12 protein-coding genes are annotated in these 18,005 nt (G+C 69.0%); 4 read left to right on the top strand and 8 right to left on the bottom strand.

The genetic code is table 11. The annotated features are described in order from the left end of the window. Positions 1–74: 74 nt before the first annotated feature. The 8 genes from ACQF4J_RS06085 to ACQF4J_RS06120 all read right to left on the bottom strand — a co-directional run bounded on the left by ACQF4J_RS06085 (position 75) and on the right by ACQF4J_RS06120 (position 8,046). A complete protein-coding gene (locus ACQF4J_RS06085) occupies positions 75–710 on the bottom strand; it encodes a LutC/YkgG family protein (protein WP_351575071.1) in 636 nt (211 codons plus the stop codon). Beyond that, positions 707–2,191 carry a LutB/LldF family L-lactate oxidation iron-sulfur protein gene (locus ACQF4J_RS06090; protein ID WP_427164923.1) on the bottom strand — a complete coding sequence of 495 codons (1,485 nt, stop codon included), beginning with the start codon at positions 2,189–2,191 and terminating at the stop codon, positions 707–709. The genes ACQF4J_RS06085 and ACQF4J_RS06090 overlap by 4 nt, the downstream gene beginning before the upstream one ends. Then, positions 2,188–2,928, bottom strand: coding sequence for a (Fe-S)-binding protein (locus ACQF4J_RS06095; protein ID WP_427164925.1), 741 nt, complete (start codon positions 2,926–2,928; stop codon positions 2,188–2,190). Before ACQF4J_RS06095 ends, ACQF4J_RS06090 begins: the two co-directional genes overlap by 4 nt. Further along, positions 2,919–3,815, bottom strand: a complete 897-nt coding sequence (locus ACQF4J_RS06100) for an amidohydrolase family protein (RefSeq protein WP_351575080.1) — start codon at positions 3,813–3,815, stop codon at positions 2,919–2,921. Before ACQF4J_RS06100 ends, ACQF4J_RS06095 begins: the two co-directional genes overlap by 10 nt. 11 nt (positions 3,816–3,826) lie before the next feature. Continuing rightward, on the bottom strand, positions 3,827–4,834 hold the full coding sequence (locus ACQF4J_RS06105; RefSeq protein ID WP_351575082.1) for an aldo/keto reductase: 1,008 nt from the start codon (positions 4,832–4,834) through the stop codon (positions 3,827–3,829). Further along, entirely contained in the window at positions 4,831–5,589 is a 759-nt protein-coding gene (locus ACQF4J_RS06110) for an SDR family NAD(P)-dependent oxidoreductase (RefSeq protein ID WP_351575150.1), read from the bottom strand. The genes ACQF4J_RS06105 and ACQF4J_RS06110 overlap by 4 nt, the downstream gene beginning before the upstream one ends. Positions 5,590–5,618: 29 nt before the next feature. Next, positions 5,619–6,470, bottom strand: coding sequence for a fumarylacetoacetate hydrolase family protein (locus ACQF4J_RS06115; RefSeq protein ID WP_427164929.1), 852 nt, complete (start codon positions 6,468–6,470; stop codon positions 5,619–5,621). A 460-nt stretch (positions 6,471–6,930) separates the two neighbouring features. Next, complete coding sequence (locus ACQF4J_RS06120) at positions 6,931–8,046, bottom strand: enolase C-terminal domain-like protein (RefSeq protein WP_427164931.1); 1,116 nt, start codon at positions 8,044–8,046, stop codon at positions 6,931–6,933. 127 nt (positions 8,047–8,173) lie between these two features. On the opposite strand from ACQF4J_RS06120, the gene ACQF4J_RS06125 reads away from it, so the two are divergent. From ACQF4J_RS06125 to ACQF4J_RS06140, 4 genes are all read left to right on the top strand, one after another. After that, on the top strand, positions 8,174–8,938 hold the full coding sequence (locus ACQF4J_RS06125) for a FadR/GntR family transcriptional regulator (RefSeq protein ID WP_427164933.1): 765 nt from the start codon (positions 8,174–8,176) through the stop codon (positions 8,936–8,938). 229 nt (positions 8,939–9,167) lie between these two features. Next, positions 9,168–12,326 (top strand): DUF1349 domain-containing protein, encoded by a 3,159-nt coding sequence (locus tag ACQF4J_RS06130; protein WP_427164935.1) that lies wholly within the window; start codon positions 9,168–9,170, stop codon positions 12,324–12,326. A 344-nt stretch (positions 12,327–12,670) separates the two neighbouring features. Then, entirely contained in the window at positions 12,671–15,781 is a 3,111-nt protein-coding gene (locus ACQF4J_RS06135; RefSeq protein WP_427164937.1) for an RICIN domain-containing protein, read from the top strand. A gap of 21 nt (positions 15,782–15,802) precedes the next feature. After that, positions 15,803–17,854 (top strand): family 43 glycosylhydrolase, encoded by a 2,052-nt coding sequence (locus ACQF4J_RS06140; RefSeq protein ID WP_351575100.1) that lies wholly within the window; start codon positions 15,803–15,805, stop codon positions 17,852–17,854. Positions 17,855–18,005 lie beyond the last annotated feature (151 nt).

Raw genomic sequence — 18,005 nt, forward strand, 5'->3', positions numbered from 1 at the left:
AGGCACGACGGCCACTCCGGTGGCGAAGCGCCCTGGCGCGCGTTCAAACCTGTGGATAGTCCCCTCTCCCGGACCTACTCGTCCACGACCACGACGATGTCGAGGATCCGCGGTCCGTGCACGCCCTCCACCCGGTCCAGTTCGATGTCGCTGGTGGCTGAGGGACCGGAGATCAGGGTCAGCGGCCGGTGTGGGTGGAGCAGGCTCAACGCGTCGGGTACATCAGCGGCGATCTGGCTCGCCCTGACCACGCAGACATGTTGATCCGGGAGCAAGGTCAGCACACGGCGTCCTTGTCCCGGCCCGCTGTCGAGGACGACGGTGCCGGTGAGGGCGATCGCTGCGGCGACGGTGGTGAGCACGGCGTCCGCCGCGTCGAGCTGTCGGACCGTGAGCGGCGGAGCGTCCTCCAGCCGGGACCAGGGTCCTTCGGGTACGAGGTCGTCGGGGAAACCCGGGGGCACCACGAGGGATTTCGCTCCGGTGCGGGTCAGCGCGCGAGCCACGGCGGCGACGGCGTCAGACGGTGGAACACGGACGACGGTGGCGCGGTAGTCGGCGGCGCGTTCGATGAACAGCTCGACGACGTCCAGCCCCGCCTGCTGGGAGCGCAGATCGTGCGGGGCGGGGTCGCCGTCGGGAACCTCGCCATCCGGCACGTCGACCAGCGCGCTGCGGATGTCGCCCAGTACGGTGTCGCGGCCGCTCATCGGCCCTTCCCTTCCGTCGTCGCAGGGCCTGCTTCCCTCGTCCGTCGCCACCAGGCGCGCAGGGACTCGTGGGCCGGCGCGGGGGTGTCACGGGTGCCTGACCAGCGGGCGAACGGGCCGGGCAGGGCTCCGATCCGGCCGTCGCGGGCCACCAGCCGGGCGCCGAGGGCGGCGAGTCGCTGGAGTACGGCCAGCCGCCTCGGGGAGGACAGCGCCGTGCCTGCGGCCTTCATGGCGAGCGCCTCGGGGGTGGGCAGCAGCCGGTCCCGGCGCTTGGCCTCCACGGCTTTCGCCCGCAGATGGACGAGCACCTCCGGAATGTCGATCTTGACCGGGCAGGCGTCGTAGCAGGCCCCGCACAGGGTGGAGGCGAAGGGCAGGGAGGCCGCGTTCTCCACGCCGACGAGCTGCGGGGTGAGCACGGCGCCGATGGGGCCGGGGTAGACCGACCCGTAGGCGTGGCCGCCGGTGCGCTCGTACACCGGGCAGACGTTCAGGCAGGCCGAGCAGCGGATGCAGGACAGCGCCTGCCGGCCCACCTCGTCGGCCAGGGTCGCGGTGCGGCCGTTGTCGAGGAGCACCAGATGGAAGTCCTGCGGCCCGTCTCCCTCGGTGACGCCGGTCCACAACGAGGTGTACGGGTTCATCCGCTCGCCCGTGGACGAGCGGGGCAGCAGCTGGAGGAAGACGTCCAGGTCGGTGAAGGAGGGCAGGACCTTCTCGATGCCCATGACGGTGATCAGGGTCTCCGGCAGGGTCAGGCACATCCGCCCGTTGCCCTCGGACTCCACGACCACCACCGTTCCGGTGTCGGCGGCGGCGAAGTTGGCCCCGGAGACGGCGACCTTGGCCCGCAGGAACTTCTCCCGCAGATGGAGCCGGGCCGCTTCGGCCAGGTCGCGCGGGTCGTCGGTGAGTCCCTCGGCGGCGGGCCGGCCCCACTTGCCCATCTCCCGCCGGAAGATCTCGCGGATCTCGGAGCGGCCCCGGTGGATGGCCGGTACGAGGATGTGCGACGGGCGGTCGCCGCCCAACTGCACGATCAGTTCGGCGAGATCGGTCTCGTACGCGCGGATGCCGGCCTCGGCGAGCGCCTCGTTGAGGCCGATCTCCTGGGTCGCCATCGACTTGACCTTGACGATCTCGCTCTCGCCGGTCGCCCGGACCAGCCGCGTGACGATGGCGTTCGCCTCGGCCGCGTCCGCCGCCCAGTGGACCGTGCCGCCGGCGGCGGTCACCGTCTCCTCCAGCCGCAGGAGATGGCGGTCGAGGTGACGCAGGGTGCGGCGCTTGACGGCCGCCGCCGTCTCCCGCAGGTCCTCCCAGTCGTCGAGCTCGGCGGTGACCGCCAGCCTCCGGTCCCGGATGGTGCCGGTGGCCCGGCGCAGGTTCGCGCGCAGCCGGGTGTCGGCGAGCGCGGTGCGCGCCGCCTCGGGGAAGGGCGGGGTGCCCAGCCATACGACGTTGTCGGCGCCGCTCACCGTACGTTCCCTTCAGTGGAGGCCAGGATCTCGGCCAGGTGCATCGTGCCGACGCCGGTCCGCAGCCGGGACAGGCCGCCGCCGATGTGGGTGAGGCAGGAGTTGTCGCCCGCGCACAGGAACTCGGCTCCGGTGTCCAGGACATGGCGCATCTTGTCGGCCAGCATCGCGTTGGACACGTCCGCGTTCTTCAGTGCGAAGGTTCCGCCGAAGCCGCAGCAGGACTCGGCGGCGGGCAGTTCGACGAGGTCGATGCCCTTCACCGCGCGCAGCAGCCTGAGCGGCCGGTCGCCGACCCGCAGCATGCGCAGCGAGTGGCAGGTCGGGTGGTAGGTGACCCGGTGCGGGAAGTGGGCGCCGACGTCGGTGACGCCGAGGACGTCGACGAGGAGTTCCGACAGCTCATACACCGTCGACACCACCCGCTCGACCGCCTCGACGAGCGCGGCGTCCCCCAACTGGGCTGCGACCACCCGGTGTTGGTCGCGGACCATGCCCGCGCAGGAGCCGGAAGGGGTCACCACGGCGTCGTAACCGGCGAAGACCTCCGCGAAACGGCGCACCATGGGCAGGGTCTCGGGGCGGTAGCCGGTGTTGAAGTGCATCTGGCCGCAGCAGGTCTGGCCCTGCGGGAACTCCACGGTGTGACCGAGCCGTTCCAGCAGTTCGGTCACCGCGCGGCCGGTGCGGGGGAACATCAGGTCGTTGAAGCAGGTGATGAAGAGAGCTATGCGCATGGTGCTTCCTGAGCGGCCGGGGAGACGGTGGCGGTCAGGCCGTAGGTCCGCAGTGCGGTTCCGGTGAAGACCTCACGGCGTTCGGTGAGGTGGAGTTCGGCCGTCAACTCCCTTGCTGAGGTGACTACTTCGGCATAGGTGGCGGCCAGTCGACAGACGGGCCAGTCGGAGCCGAACATCAGCCGCCGCGGGCCGAAGGCGTCCAGCACCGTGTCCGCGTACGGCCGGAGGTCCTCGACGCTCCACCGGTCCCAGTCGGCCTCGGTCACCATGCCGGAGAGCTTGCAGACGGTGTTGGGCAGTGCGGCCAGCAGACGCACCGCGCCCGCCCACGGCAGCAGCTCGCCCGAGGCGATGGGGGGCTTGCCCGCGTGATCGAGTACGAACGTGAGGTCGGGAAGCAGGCGGGCGGTCTCATACGCGGCCGCGAGCTGGCGGGGCCTGACGACCAGGTCGTACACGAGCCCTGCCTCGGCCACCGCCGCGAGCCCACGCAGCACGTCCGGCCGCATCAGCCAGCGAGGATCGGATTCGCCCTGTACCTGGTGGCGGATGCCCACCAGGTACTCGCCTCCCGGCCCCTCCCGCAGCACCGCGAGCGCGCGGGCGACATCCGGGGAGGTCAGGTCGGTCCAGCCCACGACGCCGGCCACCAGGTCGCTGCCCTGGGCCAACGCCAGGAACTCGGGTGTCTCCTCCGGCCCGTCGGTCGTCTGGACCAGGACGGTCGCCGTGACGCCGGCGGCCCGGGCCTCGGACTCCAGATCGGCGAGCAGGAAGTCGCGGCGCAGCAGGGCGAGTTCCCGTCCGGTGATCCAGTCCTGGTCGCGGGCGGAGAGGTCCCACACGTGGTGGTGTGCGTCGACGACGCCCTCAGCGATGCTCATCTCCATGGCGGTCACCCCCACGACTGAGGTGCGGCGGCGGGGACGGGGACGTGCGGGGGCAGCAGCTCCGCGGCACGTAGTTCGTCCCAGAGCGCGGCCGGTACCGTGCGCCGCATCTGGTCCACCGTGTCCCGGACCTCCCCGGCGGAACGCGCGCCGGACAGCACGCTCGCGACCGCCGGATGGCCGAGCGGGAAGCGCAGAGCGGCTGCGCGCAGCGGTACGCCGTGGCGGTCGGCGACCGCCTTGATGTGCAGCGCCCGGTCCAGTACATGGGGCGGGGCGGGCGCGTAGTCGTACATGGCCCCGGGTCTGGGGTCGGTGAGCAGACCCGAGTTGAACACCCCGCCGACGATGACACTTCTGCCACGGGCGGCGGCCTCCGGCAGTACCTCCGCGAGCCCCTCCTGCTCCAGGAGGGTGTAGCGGCCGGCGAGCAGCACGACGTCGATGTCGGTCTCGCGTAGGAAGCGGGCGGGGAGCGCGCACTGGTTGACGCCGAGGCCGATCGCCTTGACGACGCCTTCGGCGCGCAGCCGTTCCAGCGCCGGGTAGGCCTCGGTGAGGGCCTGCTCGGCGTGGTCGTCGGGGTCGTGGAGCAGGGCGATGTCCACCCGGTCCAGGCCGAGGCGGTCCAGGCTCGATTCCAGGGAGCGCAGGATGCCGTCGGCGCTGAAGTCCCAGACGCGGCGGTGGGTGTCGGGCACGGCGAAGCCCTGGGCGAGATCGTCGCCGCGGCCGCCCTCCGGGTCGGGTTCGAGCAGCCTTCCGACCTTGGTGGAGACGGTGTACGTGTCGCGGTCGCGTCCGCGCAGCGCGGCGCCCAGGCGGCGCTCGGACAGCCCGAGCCCGTAGTGCGGGGCGGTGTCGAAGGTGCGGATGCCCGCGTCCCAGGCCGCCTCCACGGCGGCGGACGCGGCCTCGTCGGTGACGGGGCGGAAGAGGTTGCCGATGCCTGCGGCGCCGAACGACAGCTCGGTGACCCTGACGTCGGTGCCGCCCAGCGTGGTCGTTCTCATGAGCCGGCCGCCGGGCGCAGCCGCAGCCCCTGCATGCCGCCGTCCACCGCGAGCGCGGTGCCGGTGACGGATGCCGCGGCGGGACTCGCGAGGTAGACCACGGCCGCTGCCACCTCGTCGGCGGTGACCAGGCGGCCCATGGGCTGGCGGGCGCTGAGCGCGGCACGCTCCGCCGCCGGGTCGTCGGCGGCGTCCAGCAGCCGGGTCACCCAGGGGGTGTCGGCGGTGCCGGGGTTGACGCAGTTGACGCGGATGCCCTCGCGGACGTGGTCGGCAGCCATGGCGAGGGTCAGCGACAGGACCGCGCCCTTGCTGGCGCAGTACAGGGCGCGCTGCGGGAGGCCCGCGGTGGCGCCGATCGAGCAGATGTTGACGACCGCCGCGTGCGACGAGCGCCGCAGATACGGCAGGGCGGCCCGGGTGGTGCGGACCGTCCCGAGGACGTTGATGTCGAGGACGCGGTGCCATTCCTCGTCGGGGTTGTCCTCGACGGTGCCGATGGCGCCGATGGCCGCGTTGTTGACGAGGATGTCCAGGCCACCGAGCCGCTCGGCGGCCTCCGCCACGGCCGGGCGCACCGAGGCGTCGTCGCCGAGGTCGGCCCTGATGGCGATCAGCGGCTCGGAGGCGACGGAGGGGTCGAGGTCGAGGACGGCCACCGTGGCGCCGTGCTCGGCCAGCATCCGGGACGTGGCCAGCCCGATGCCGGACGCACCGCCGGTGACGACGGCCTTCAGCCCGGACAGGCCGCTCAAGCTCCTCAAGCTGCTCACAGGGGTGCCTTTCACGCTTGGCCGAAGATCTGGCGCTGGGCGCCGAGACGGTCGACGGAGAGCTCGACGCTGTCGCCGGGGCGGAGATAGGGGGTGCCCGTCAGGCCGAGGGCCACCCCCGCCGGAGTACCGGTGTTGATCACGTCACCCGGCTCCAGGACCATGTACTGGCTCAGGTACGACACGATGTGGCCGACCGGGAAGATCATGTCGCTGGTGTGGCCCTCCTGCCGCTTCACGCCGTTGACGCTCAGGTGCAGAGCAAGGTCCTGCGGGTCGCCCACCTCGTCGGCGGTCACCAGCCACGGTCCGAGCGGGTTGAAGGTCTCGCAGGACTTGCCCAGGTCCCACTGTGAGGAGTACTCCAGCTGGAACTCCCGCTCCGAGACGTCATGGCTGATCGCGTACCCCGCGATCACGTCCCGCGCGACCTCGGGTCCGTCGAGGTAGCGGGACCGTCGTCCGATGACGACCGCCAGTTCGACCTCCCAGTCGGTCTTCACGGAGCCGCGGGGGATCAGCACCTCGTCGTACGGGCCGATCACGGTGCCTGGGTCCTTCATGAACACCACGGGCCGCGGAGGGATCGCCGCGCCGGTCTCGGCGGCGTGGTCGCGGTAGTTCAGGCCGACGCAGACGATCTTGCCAGGGCGGGCGAGAGGGGCACCGATGCGCAGACCGTCCGGGCTCAGCTCGGGCAGACTTCCCGCCGCGACCTCCGCCCGGGCCCGCTCGACACCGCCGGAGGCGAGAAAGGCGCCGTCGATGTCGGACGTCACGGAGGACAGGTCCAGCAGCCGGCCGTCCTCGGTGCGGACTGCGGGACGCTCCTCGCCGGACGCGCCGACTCGTAGAAGTTTCACTGGGTATTTCCTTGCGATGGGTGCGGATGTCAGATCTCGGTCTGGTCGGACCAGCGGCCCGGGGTGCCGGTATCGGCCCAGGCCTCCTGGCAGGGGGGTCGGTGAGCTTCCAGGCCTGGGTGGTCGCGTCGGTGCCGATCGCGGCCATGTCGGCCTCGAAGTCGTCTTGAAGGTCGCGGGGCAGGAGGACGCCCCCCGCGGTTGCGGGGTCCGCGCTGCCGCAGGCGGCGAGCGCGAGAGGGGAGAGACGGCGCCCAGGGCCGCACCGGCAACGCGTCTGACCTGGCGGCGGGAGGTGACGGGAACGTCGCTGTTCATGACTGACCTCATGTCAGCGTTCTGCGGAGATCCGCGGGATGTCGGCTCAAGCACCGGAGAGGAGGGGTGTGGAGGGATCAGTTACCGAAGGCGTGGAGGGGCGGGCACGGGGCGATCGTGAGAGTCGGGTGGACTGGGCGGATCAGGCCTTCGGCGGTGTCAAGGTCTCCTTGTCGACAAACCGCTGAAGGACGGGTGGGTAGTCCAGACCGGCGGGCAGCGCCACGCCGGGTCCTGTGGGGGCGTGGACGAGTCCTTGGGCGTCGATGCCGCTTTCGCGGCTGATGGGATTGCCCATGACCAGGGACTCGTAGTAGGTGGTGTTCGAGATGGCCATGCACAGGTGTCGGTTGGGGATCTCCGGCCCGTGCACCTCGGCGCGCAGCCGGTAGGCGTCGGCGAGGTGGGCGGTGCGCATGGCGCCGGTGAAGCCGCCGCGCAGTTGGGTGGAGGCGCGGACGCCGAAGGTGGCGGCGCCGGCCTGGATGAAGTCGGCCGAGTTCATGTGGGCCCCGTCGGAGGTCTCGGCCACCAGCAGGGGCACCGCCACCGCGTCGGCGAGGCGCTTGTACGCGGTGATGCTGAACTCCCGGATCGGCTCCTCGTACCAGAGGTAATCCGCGTCGGACAGGGCGTGTCCGAGGTAGATCGCGTCGGGGAGGTCGAATCCGGCGGACCCGTCGAACATCAGGGGGATCTCGTCCCCCAGGTGTTCCCGCAGGGCCGCCGACAGTCGGGCGTCGCGGCGTGCGTCGCCCCAGGCGTGGAGCTTGATGGCCGGGTATCCGAGCGCCAGGGCCTGGTCGGCGATGTCCAGGTACTCCTCCACTGAGGAGTAGGTGACAGTCGAGGCGTAGGCGGGGATCGAGGTGCGGAAACCGCCCAGCATCTGCCAGGTGGGCCGGTCGGCGAGCCGGCCGGCCAGGTCCCACAGCGCGGTGTCGACGAGGCCGAGCAGGTAGAGGGGCAGCTCCTCGGTGCGGTCCAGCTCCCACATGCGGTGCCACAGCCATTCCCGCTGCAGCGGGTCCTGGCCCACGAGTTCCTTGCGCAGGAAGCGGTCCAGCAGGTCCGCCAGGATGACGGCGCTGCCCCGGCGGGGGGCCATCGCGACGCCCTCGACTCCTTCGTCGGTGCAGATGCGCAGCACCGCGGCCTCGCCGTCCGGCGGGCTGCCCAGCAGCCCGTCACGCCAGACGAACGGCGGACTGGCGCCCGGAACCCGGACCGGATAGCTCTCCACGTCGGCAATGCGCACGGTCTTTACCCCTTGCAGTGGCACCTGCTGCTGCGAAATTTTCATGTAACGTAAGTCGTCATACGAATGCTGTCAAGGTGTTCGGAGCAGTAGACTCAGCGATCGTCCACACCGGTGAGGGGGCCATATGGCGAAGAGCAGTCGAAGCGGCGTCGAGGATCCGTCGGCCCTGAAACCCTGGCCCAAGCGCCCGGCGCGGCTGGCCCATGCGGTGGTGGAGTCCCTCACCGACAGCATTGTCTCGGGTGTCATTCCATCGGGCTCCACCCTGCCGGTCGAACCCGAACTGTGCGAGACGTTCGGCGTCAGCCGCATCACGATCCGTGAGGCGGTCAAGTCGCTGGAGGCCAAGGGGCTGGTTCGGGCGCGGCAGGGTTCCGGCACCACGGTCACCCCGTCCGAGGAGTGGAATCTCCTGGATCCCGTCGTGCTGGCGGCCACCGTCCGGCACGACGACGAACTCGTCGTACTGGACCAGCTCGTGGGCGTGCGTTCGGCCCTTGAGGCACAGATGGCGGCCCAGGCCGCCGAGGTCGCCACCGATGACGATCTCCGGGAGGTGGAGCGGCTGCTCGACCGCCTCGACGAGGAGATCGCCACTCCCGCCAGGTTCGTCGAGACCGATGTGCTCTTCCATGACCGGATCATGCAGGCGTCCCGGAACAGGCTGGGTCGTTCCATCATCCGGACCGTCCACACCCAGGCCCGCAGTACGTTCCTGTACACCGGCACTCCTGACGGCCACGCCTGCGAGCAGGCGAACGTCGAGCACCGCCGGATCGCCGAGCGGCTCCTGGCCCGCGACCCCCAGGGCGCGGCGCAGGCCATGACGGCCCATATCGAAGCAGCCTGGAGCCGCCGCCGTACCCCGCACACCGGTCTCACCAGCTGAGCGCATCCCGGCCGGCCCTTGCGCCCGTCGGAACCCGCCCCCCGAGCCGTCAGGCCGGGGGGCGGGTTTCTTTTGTGCTGCAGATCGATTCCTGCCGGACATATTGACAGCATACGTATGACGACTAACGTTACGTCGCCGTATCACCTCCGCAATCACCGCAGGGCTGTGTCCCCATGAGTGGGAGGACGCCCCGCGCATGCCCTCTTGCACCATCGGAAGGTCTCAGATGCGCCCAACCCGCTTCCGCCCCGCAGTGCGTGACCGGCTCAGACCATGTCTGGCCGCACTCGCGCTCCTCGCCGCCTCTGCCGGAGCTGTCGTCGCGCAGGCCGTGCCCGCGTTCGCCGCCACCGCCGCGACGCTCCATGTGTCCCCCGGCGGCACCGGTACCGCCTGCTCGACCAGCCAGCCGTGCTCCCTCACCCAGGCCAAGACCAACGTCCGGGCCATGAACAACTCCATGACGGGCGACATCGTCGTGGAGGTCGCCGACGGCACGTACCGGCTGACGGACCCCCTCACCTTCACCGCGGCGGACTCCGGCACCGGCGGTCACTCGGTGATCTGGAAGGCCGCGCTGGGCGCCCGTCCGGTCATCACCGGCGCGCAGCGGGCCACGGGCTGGACGCTGCACGACTCGGCGAAGAACATCTGGCAGGCCAACGTCGGGACCGGGTTCGACACCCGGCAGCTGTACGTCGACGGCGTCCTGGCGACCAGGGCCCGCTCCTCGATCAACCGCGCCGACCTGACCGCTACCACCAGCGGCTACACCTTCACCAACACCGCGCTGAACTACCTCAACAGCCTGGCCGCCCCGAGCCGCACCGAGATCCACGGCATCGGCTCCTTCACCGACCGCTACTCCCCGGTGTCCGGCATCAGCAACGGCACCATCACCATGGATCAGCCGGCCTGGGACGACAACACCTTCGGCTACGACACCCTGACCAAACCCTTCCGGTCGGCAGCGCTCTACATCGAGAACGCCTACGAACTCCTCGACACGGCCGGCGAGTGGTACCTCGACACGAGCTCCGGCACCCTGTACTACAAGCCGCTCGCGGGGCAGAACATGAGCACCGCGGACGTCGAGGTGCCGAAGCTGGAGTCACTCGTCGACGTCGGGGGTAACTATGCCTCTCCCGCCACCCACATCACGTTCTCGGGCCTGCAGTTCTCGGGCACCAGTTGGCTGGGCCCCAGCACGCACGGCTACGCCAGCCAGCAGACCGGCGCGTACCTGACCGGTACCTGGGACCGTCCCTCCGACGCGCTGACCTCCTGCCAGGGCGGCTGTCCGCTGTTCGAGGCGACCCGCCCCCACTGGGACCAGATGCCGGCCGCCGTCCAGGTGTCGGCGGCCGACAACATCACCTTCACCGGCAACCGGTTCACCAACCTCGGGCAGGTGGGCCTCGGCATCGGCGAGGACGCCAACGCCCACGCCACCGGGGTCGGTCTCGGTGCCGACACCGTCACCGCCACCGGCAACGTCTTCACCCAGGACGCGGGCGGAGGCATCATGGTCGGCGGGCTCCAGGCGGACGCGCATCACCCCAGTGACAGCCGGATGACCAACAAGAACATCACACTGAGCAACAACGTCATTCACGACGTGGCGATCGAGTACCGGGACATGTCGGCCATCCTGGTCACCTACGTCAACGGTGCCACGGTGTCGCACAACGAGGTGTACAACCTGCCCTACTCGGGGCTGACCATCGGTTACGGCTGGGGCGTCAACGACCCGGGCGGCAGCCAGGACTACGTGAACCGCGGTCTGTACGACTACCAGCCCGTCTACTCGACCCCCACCACCGCCGCGAACAACCACATCACCGACAACTACCTCCACGACGTCATGCAGCAGATGAACGACGGCGGCTGCATGTACACCCTGTCGGCGTCACCGGGCAGCACCTTCGATCGCAACTACTGCCACACCAACAACAACTACTACGGCTTCTACCACGACGAGGGATCCAGGTACTTCACGGACACCAACAACGTCTTCCGTAACGTGGGCCGGTATTCCCAGCAGAACGGCAACTCCAACAACAACACCAAGGACCTCACCCTCCGGGACAACTGGACGACCACGCCCTCGACCAACCTCTTCAACGGCAGCCGCGGATATGTGGTGAGCGGCACGGTGGTCGTCTCCGACGGCAACTGGCCCTCCGGCGCCCGCACGGTCATGGACAACGCAGGCGTCCAGCCCCAGTACCGGCCCCTGACCACGGACCCCGTCACGGCCCCCTACAGCGGCTACTCCTCCACTCCCGCCCTGACCGGCCAGAGCGGCAGTCGCTTCACCGTCACCGACGCGGGAGCCGACATCTGGGGTGCGGGCGGACAGCACGACGACGCCTACGGCACCGCCTACCTGGCGAACTCCGCTGTCAACGGCACCTCGGTGACCGCGCGGGTCGACAGCGTCGACAACACCAACGGCTGGGCCAAGGCGGGCGTCGTCCTGCGCAACAGCCTCACCGGCACCGGCTCTTCCCCGGGATACGCGGTCGCCACGGCGACCCCGAGCCACGGCGTGTGCTTCCAGTGGGACTCCACCGCGGACGGCTACCTGGACCAGATGTCGTGTACGTCCTCGACGGTCAAGGCGCCGGTGTGGGTGCGGCTCACCCGCACGGCCACCCAGGTGTCCGCCTTCTATTCCACCGACGGAGCCGGCTTCACGCAGATCGGCTCGGCGGTCACCCTGCCGTCCATGGCCGCCACTCAGGACGCCGGTGTCATCCACAGCGCCCACAGCACCACCGCCGGTAGCGCGGCCTTCAGCAACCTGCGGATCGTCACCTCCCCCTTCAAGGCCTACAGCTCCATCCCGGCCGCGGTGGGCCAGAGCCAGGGAGTGACCTCCCTGACCAACGCGGGCATCGACACATGGGCCTCGAGCACGCAACACGACGACGACTACTCCGCGGCCTACCAGTCCGGCGTGGCGGGAACGTCGTCGACCGTCACCGTCCATGTCGACAGCCAGGACAACACCAACGCCTGGGGCAAGGCCGGCCTGATGCTGCGCAACGACATCACCGGCACCGCTTCCTCCACCGGATACGTCAGCCTCGCCGCCACACCGAGCAAGGGTGTCACGATGTCATGGGACTCCAACAGCGACGGCTACGTGGACTCCGGCGCCACCAAGACCGGCACCGGCACCGTCGCCCCGGTCTGGCTCCGCCTGGTCAGGAGCGGCGACTCGGTCACCGGCTCCTACTCGGCCAACGGGACCACCTGGACCACGGTGGGCACCGCGACGCTGACCGGTGCCAACAGCACCGAGGATGCGGGCATGTTCTTCAATGCTCACACCGGAGCGCCCGGCACCGCGAAGTTCAGCCAGTTCTCCGTGAGCTGACGAAGCGGATCTGAGTGACCGTTGGCGGATCCCGCAACCGGTCCCGCGTGGTGGTGCTGCATCACCATCACGCGGGGCACCGCCGCGCCGCGATCAGTCCTTCCGAGGGCTGCCCGTGCCGGGCAGGCTCCCACTCCGCGTCCCTGACGAGGGAGGCTCGCACCACTTCTGTCGCTGCGAAGTCACTGCCCGATCCGCGAGGTTGTGCCGCTCACCGACGCTCCTGAGCCCTCGAAACGCTCAAGGGCCGAACGCTGAAGATCAACGTCAACCGCACTGACAACACCCCGGAGCCCCCACATGAACGCTTTCCCTACCGTCCGCACCAGCAGGAGGGAGAGACGATGAAGCCCGTCACCTCCACCGTCCGCAAGCTGTCAGCAGTGCTTGTGACGGCTCTCCCCGTGGTGCTGCTGACCTCCCTCACGACGGCGGTCCCGGCCTCGGCCGCGACCCAGGCGACCTACTACGTCGCCCCCAACGGTAACGACGGCAGCCCCGGGACGATCACCGCGCCGTTCAAGACCCTCCAGCACGCACGGGACGTCGTGCGAACGGTCAACGACAACATGACCGGAGACATCAACGTCTATCTCCGCGGCGGCACCTACCCGGTGAGCAGCACCATCGGCTTCACGTCGGCCGACTCCGGGACGAACGGCCACCATGTCGTGTACGCCGCCTACCAGAACGAGAAGCCGGTCCTGGACGGAGGCGTTCCGGTGACCGGCTGGACCCAGCACAGCGGGAACATCTGGAAAGCCACGCTCAACCGCGACACCAAGCTCCGCGCTCTCTACGTCAACGGCAAGCGTGCCCAGATGGCCTCGAAGACGGTCAACTCGGCCGGATGCTACGGGACCTACACCGTCACGGCCGGCCAGGCCCCCTGGGCCTGGGAGTCGGGTTCGCAGTGCGACGGGGCCAAGTACAGCCTCTCCGACCTGCCCGCCGTCGCCGCCAACCAGGACGACGTCGAGATCAAGTCGGCCACGACCTGGACCACGGCCATCGTGGGCGTCCGTCAGATCACCACGAGCTCGGACGGTGCCAACCGCGTGGCCCTGTTCCAGCAGCCGGGTGCGGCCATCGCCCAGGCAGCTCCTTACGGCCCGTTCAAAGCCGGCGGCAGTCATACGTTCATGAACGCGTACGAGTTCATGGACAAGCCGGGCGAGTTCTACTTCGACAAGACGAATCACGCGCTGTACTACTACAAGTCCAGCTCCGAGGACATGACCACGGCGAAGGTCTTCGCGCCGAACAGCGTGTCCACTCTCCTCAAGATCGCCGGTACGTCCAGGACCGACCACGCGCGGAACATCACGTTCTCCGGGCTCACGGTCGAGCACTCCGACTGGAACCTGGTCAACGTCGCGGGCTCCGCCTTCCGGCAGAGCCAGCAGGGCAACACCATCTCGACCGTGTACGCGAGGCAGAACTTCCACGCGTACACCTACCGCAACGTCGACCTGCCGCCGGCTGCCATACAGATGGAGAACGCCGACGGGATCGTCCTGCAGCGCAACACGGTGCAGCACACCGGCGCCGACGGAATCACCCTGGCCAACGACGTGACGGACTCGCAGTTGACCGGCAACGTCACGAATGACATCGCCGGGTCCGCCATCACTGTGGGACACCCGCAGCACGTGTACATCGGGGACTACACCTCGACCAACCACGAGAAGTACCCGGTGAACGTCGAGGGAGTCTGCAAGAACATATCGATCACGGACAACTACCTCTACGACAGCGCGGTGTTGTTCGAGGCGTCCAGCCCGGTGTCGGCGTACTTCGTCGATTCCCTTTCCGTGCAGCACAACCGGATCGAGAAGTCCCCGTGGGCGGGCATCACCCTCGGCTGGGGCTGGTGGAACTTCGACGGCTCGACGAACTCCATCAATCCCGGGAACCCGACCACCACGGCGAAGAACAACACCATCAAGTACAACCAGATCCTCGACACGATGCAGGTGCTCGGCGACTCCGCTCCCATCTACACGCTGGGCAGCCAGCCGGGCACCGAGATCAGCAACAACTACATCCAGGGCGTTCCGGCCGGCCACAAGTACGGACTCCACCCCGATGAAGGCTCCGCCTACCTCAACTTCCACGACAACGTGCTCGACGTGGACAAGGACGTGACGTCCACCATCCACTCCGGCACGTGGGGCCGCCAGCACGACCTGAACATCACCAACACTTACGGCACCGTCAACAAGATCTGGGACAAGAGCGTCCCGAACAGCACCATCCAGGACGTGCGCGCGTACGCGGACGATGTGTGGCCGTCGCAGGCGTACGGCATCGCCGTGAACGCGGGTCTGGAGGACGCCTACAAGGACATCGTCCCGTCCAGCAATCTGGCGCTTCAGGACTACGTGCTGCCCGCCGGCACGTTCACCGGCAAGGGCGTGACGACCATTCCGGTGCGAAGCCCCGGAGACGGGACCAAGACCCTCTGGCTGGCTCCCTCCGGTACGACGACGTTCGCCGCCGGTCCCACCAAGACCAGCGCGAGCGGCACCTCGACGAGCATCAGCGTCCCGCAGACGGCGGGTGACTACCGCCTCTACGTCGTGGACGCCCGCGGGAACGCGTCCGCCGCGTCGAAGGCGCTGGTGCGGCAGCGCTGGAACCACGTCGACGACAAGGCGGCCGGCGTGACCTACTCCGGCACGTGGTCGAACTGGAACGACACGAAGGACATGAACGGGTCCGAGAAGTACACGGGCACCGCGGGCAATTACGCCGAGTACTCGTTCACCGGCTCGGGCGTCCGGTACCTCAGCATGAAGCAGCCGAACATGGGCAAGGTGGACGTCTACCTCGACGGCACCCTCGCCCAGTCGGGCATCGACGCCTATGCCTCGACGGTGACGAAGCAGGTGCCGCTGTTCGAGAAGACGGATCTCGCCGCGGGCCCCCACACGATCAGGGTGGTGTGCACCGGCACGAAGAACGCGGCCTCTTCGAACACCGTCTGCGCGCTGGACGCGTTCGCCTCCATCTCGTTTCCCGCGACGAACGCCAACTACAAGTTGCTCAACAAGAACAGCGCCAAGGCGATCGATGTCTCAGGTGCGTCGATGACCGCCGGAGCCAACATCCTCCAGTGGAACGACACCGGAGCCGTGAACCAGAACTGGCGCTTCGTACCGGTGGGTGACGGCAGCTACGAGATCGTCAGCCGGAACAGCGCTCTGCTCATGGACGTCAGCGGTGCCGCCACCACGGACGGCGCGAACATCGTCCAGGCGACCGACAACAACTCCGCCAGCCAGCACTGGACCCTGGTCGCCACCGGAAACGGCTACTACAAGATCAAGAATGTGAACAGCGGCAAGCTGCTCGCGGTGTCCGGCTCGTCCACGACAGCAGGCGCCCAGCTCGTACAGACGACGGACACGAACGCCGCAAGCCAGCTGTGGCAAGCGGTCAACGTGGACTGACTCCCCCCAAGGACGGATATCGTGGACATCACCAGACGACAGCTCGGCCGGCTCGCGGTCGTGGGCGCCGGAGGGCTCCTGCTGCCGGGTCTGCTGCCGGCAGGCCAGGCGGCGGCAGCCGTACCTCCCGCGGGCACGTGGGGCGACCAGGGCGACGGCACCTACGCCAACCCCGTCCTCCCGGGCGACTTCAGCGACTGGGACTGCATCCGGGTCGGCAACGACTACTACGGCATCACCAGCACGTTCGGGTACTCGCCCGGCGTGGCCGTGCTGCACTCGAAGGACCTGGTCAACTGGCGCACTCTCGGCGGCGCGGTGAGTGATCTCACCCAGATCGGGCCGGCGCTGAACTGGGACCAGATGAACCGCTACGGCCGTGGTGTGTGGGCCGGGGCCATCCGCTATCACGCGGGCCGGTACTGGGTGTACTTCAACACCCCCGACGAAGGCTTCTTCATGACATCGGCCCCCTCGCCGTCCGGGCCGTGGGATCCACTGACGGCGGTGTGGCGGACCTCCGGCTGGGACGACCCGTGCCCGTTCTGGGACGACGACGGACAGGGCTACCTCGTCACCAGCCACTACTCGGACAGCTACAAGATCAACCTGTTCAAGCTGTCCGCGGACGGCAAGTCCCTGGTCGGCTCGCCCACGGTCATCCACCAGTCGCCGGGCAGCGAGGCCAACAAGCTGTACAAGATCAACGGTCTCTACTACCACCTGTACAGCGAGGTGAAGTCCGAGGGCCGGGTGCTGATGATGAACCGCAGCTCCAGCCTCTACGGCCCCTACGAGACCAAACAGCTCGAACACGTCAACGGCTCGGTGGACCGCGAACCCAACCAGGGCGGCCTGGTGCAGGCCCCCGACGGCACCTGGTACTTCGTCACCCACCACGGCCGCGGCGCCTGGGAGGGACGACCGCTGTCCCTGCTGCCCGTGACCTGGATCGACGGCTGGCCCATCCTGGGCCAGGTCGGCGCCGACGGCATCGGCAACATGGTCTGGACCGGCCAGGTGCCCGCCGGCGGCACACCCGGCCTGCCGGTCGACGCGCTGCCCCCCGTCGTCACCGGCGACCTGTTCACCGACAGCCGCCTCAAGCCGCAGTGGGAGTGGTACTACCAGCCCCGCGCGGACCACTGGTCACTGACCGAACGCCCCGGCCACCTCCGGCTCAAGGCGTTCGCACCGCTGGCGACCGACAACCTGACCAAGGTCGGCAACACCCTCACCCAGCGGGTGCTGCGCACCGCGGGCGGCGCGACGGTGACCGTCCGCCTCGAACTGGCCGGCCTCGCCGACGGCCAGCACGCCGGACTGTGCCACTACGCCGCCACCTACGCCGGACTGGGCGTGCGGCGCTCCGGGACCACCACCACGATCGCGTACAACTCCGGCGGCACCCTGACCAACGGTCCGACGATCACGCAGAACGCCGTATGGCTGCGCACCACCTGGGACGTCAACGGCGTCAGCCAGTTCTCCTACAGCCTCGACGGGACCACGTTCACCGCGTTCGGCGGCACCTACCAGCTGACGTGGGGCGGGTACCGCGGCGACCGGATCGGCCTGTACACCTACAACCCCAACAACACCGGCTACGTCGACTTCGACTCCATGCAGTACACCATCGCCCCCACCAGGGCCTACAAATGCGTCAGCGTGCGCAGCGGCAAGGTCGCCGATGTCTCCGGTGGGTCGACCGCGGACGGCGCCGGCGTCATCCAGTGGCCCGACACCGGCGCATCGAACCAGCACTGGACCTTCCAGTCCACAGCGGACGGCTACCACACCATCACCTGCGTCCGCAGCGGCAAGGTCCTCGACGTATCAGGCTCCTCGACCGCGGACGGCGCGCGGGTCGTGCAGGCGACCGCCGACGGCCGGACCAGCCAGCAGTGGCAGCTGCGTCCCGTGACCGGCGGCGTGTTCGTCGTGGTCAACCGCAACAGCGGCAAGGTGCTCGACGTCAGCGGAGGCAGCACGGCCGACGGCGCCGCGCTGATCCAGTACGCCGACAGGGGCAGCACCAACCAGCGATGGACCTTCCAACGCGTCACTGGCTAGCTGTATTGATCACGAGCGTTGTTGACACTGGCGTGTCTTGAACATGGCGAAGACCTCCGATGTGGTGGAGCTGCCCAGGAGCACACCGCACGGAGGTCTTCGTGTCCTACCACTCGAGGTTGAACACCAAGCTTACGGACGGTGTGGTCGA

The sequence above is a fragment of the Streptomyces sp. C1-1 genome (assembly GCF_050214755.1).
Classification (GTDB): domain Bacteria; phylum Actinomycetota; class Actinomycetes; order Streptomycetales; family Streptomycetaceae; genus Streptomyces.

Coding starts and splice junctions, on each gene's coding strand:
- ACQF4J_RS06095 (WP_427164925.1), bottom strand. CDS start 2,928: ATGCGCATAGCTCTCTTCATCACCTGCTTCAACGACCTGATGTTCCCC.
- ACQF4J_RS06135 (WP_427164937.1), top strand. CDS start 12,671: ATGAAGCCCGTCACCTCCACCGTCCGCAAGCTGTCAGCAGTGCTTGTG.
- ACQF4J_RS06125 (WP_427164933.1), top strand. CDS start 8,174: ATGGCGAAGAGCAGTCGAAGCGGCGTCGAGGATCCGTCGGCCCTGAAA.
- ACQF4J_RS06105 (WP_351575082.1), bottom strand. CDS start 4,834: ATGAGAACGACCACGCTGGGCGGCACCGACGTCAGGGTCACCGAGCTG.
- ACQF4J_RS06085 (WP_351575071.1), bottom strand. CDS start 710: ATGAGCGGCCGCGACACCGTACTGGGCGACATCCGCAGCGCGCTGGTC.
- ACQF4J_RS06100 (WP_351575080.1), bottom strand. CDS start 3,815: ATGAGCATCGCTGAGGGCGTCGTCGACGCACACCACCACGTGTGGGAC.
- ACQF4J_RS06130 (WP_427164935.1), top strand. CDS start 9,168: ATGCGCCCAACCCGCTTCCGCCCCGCAGTGCGTGACCGGCTCAGACCA.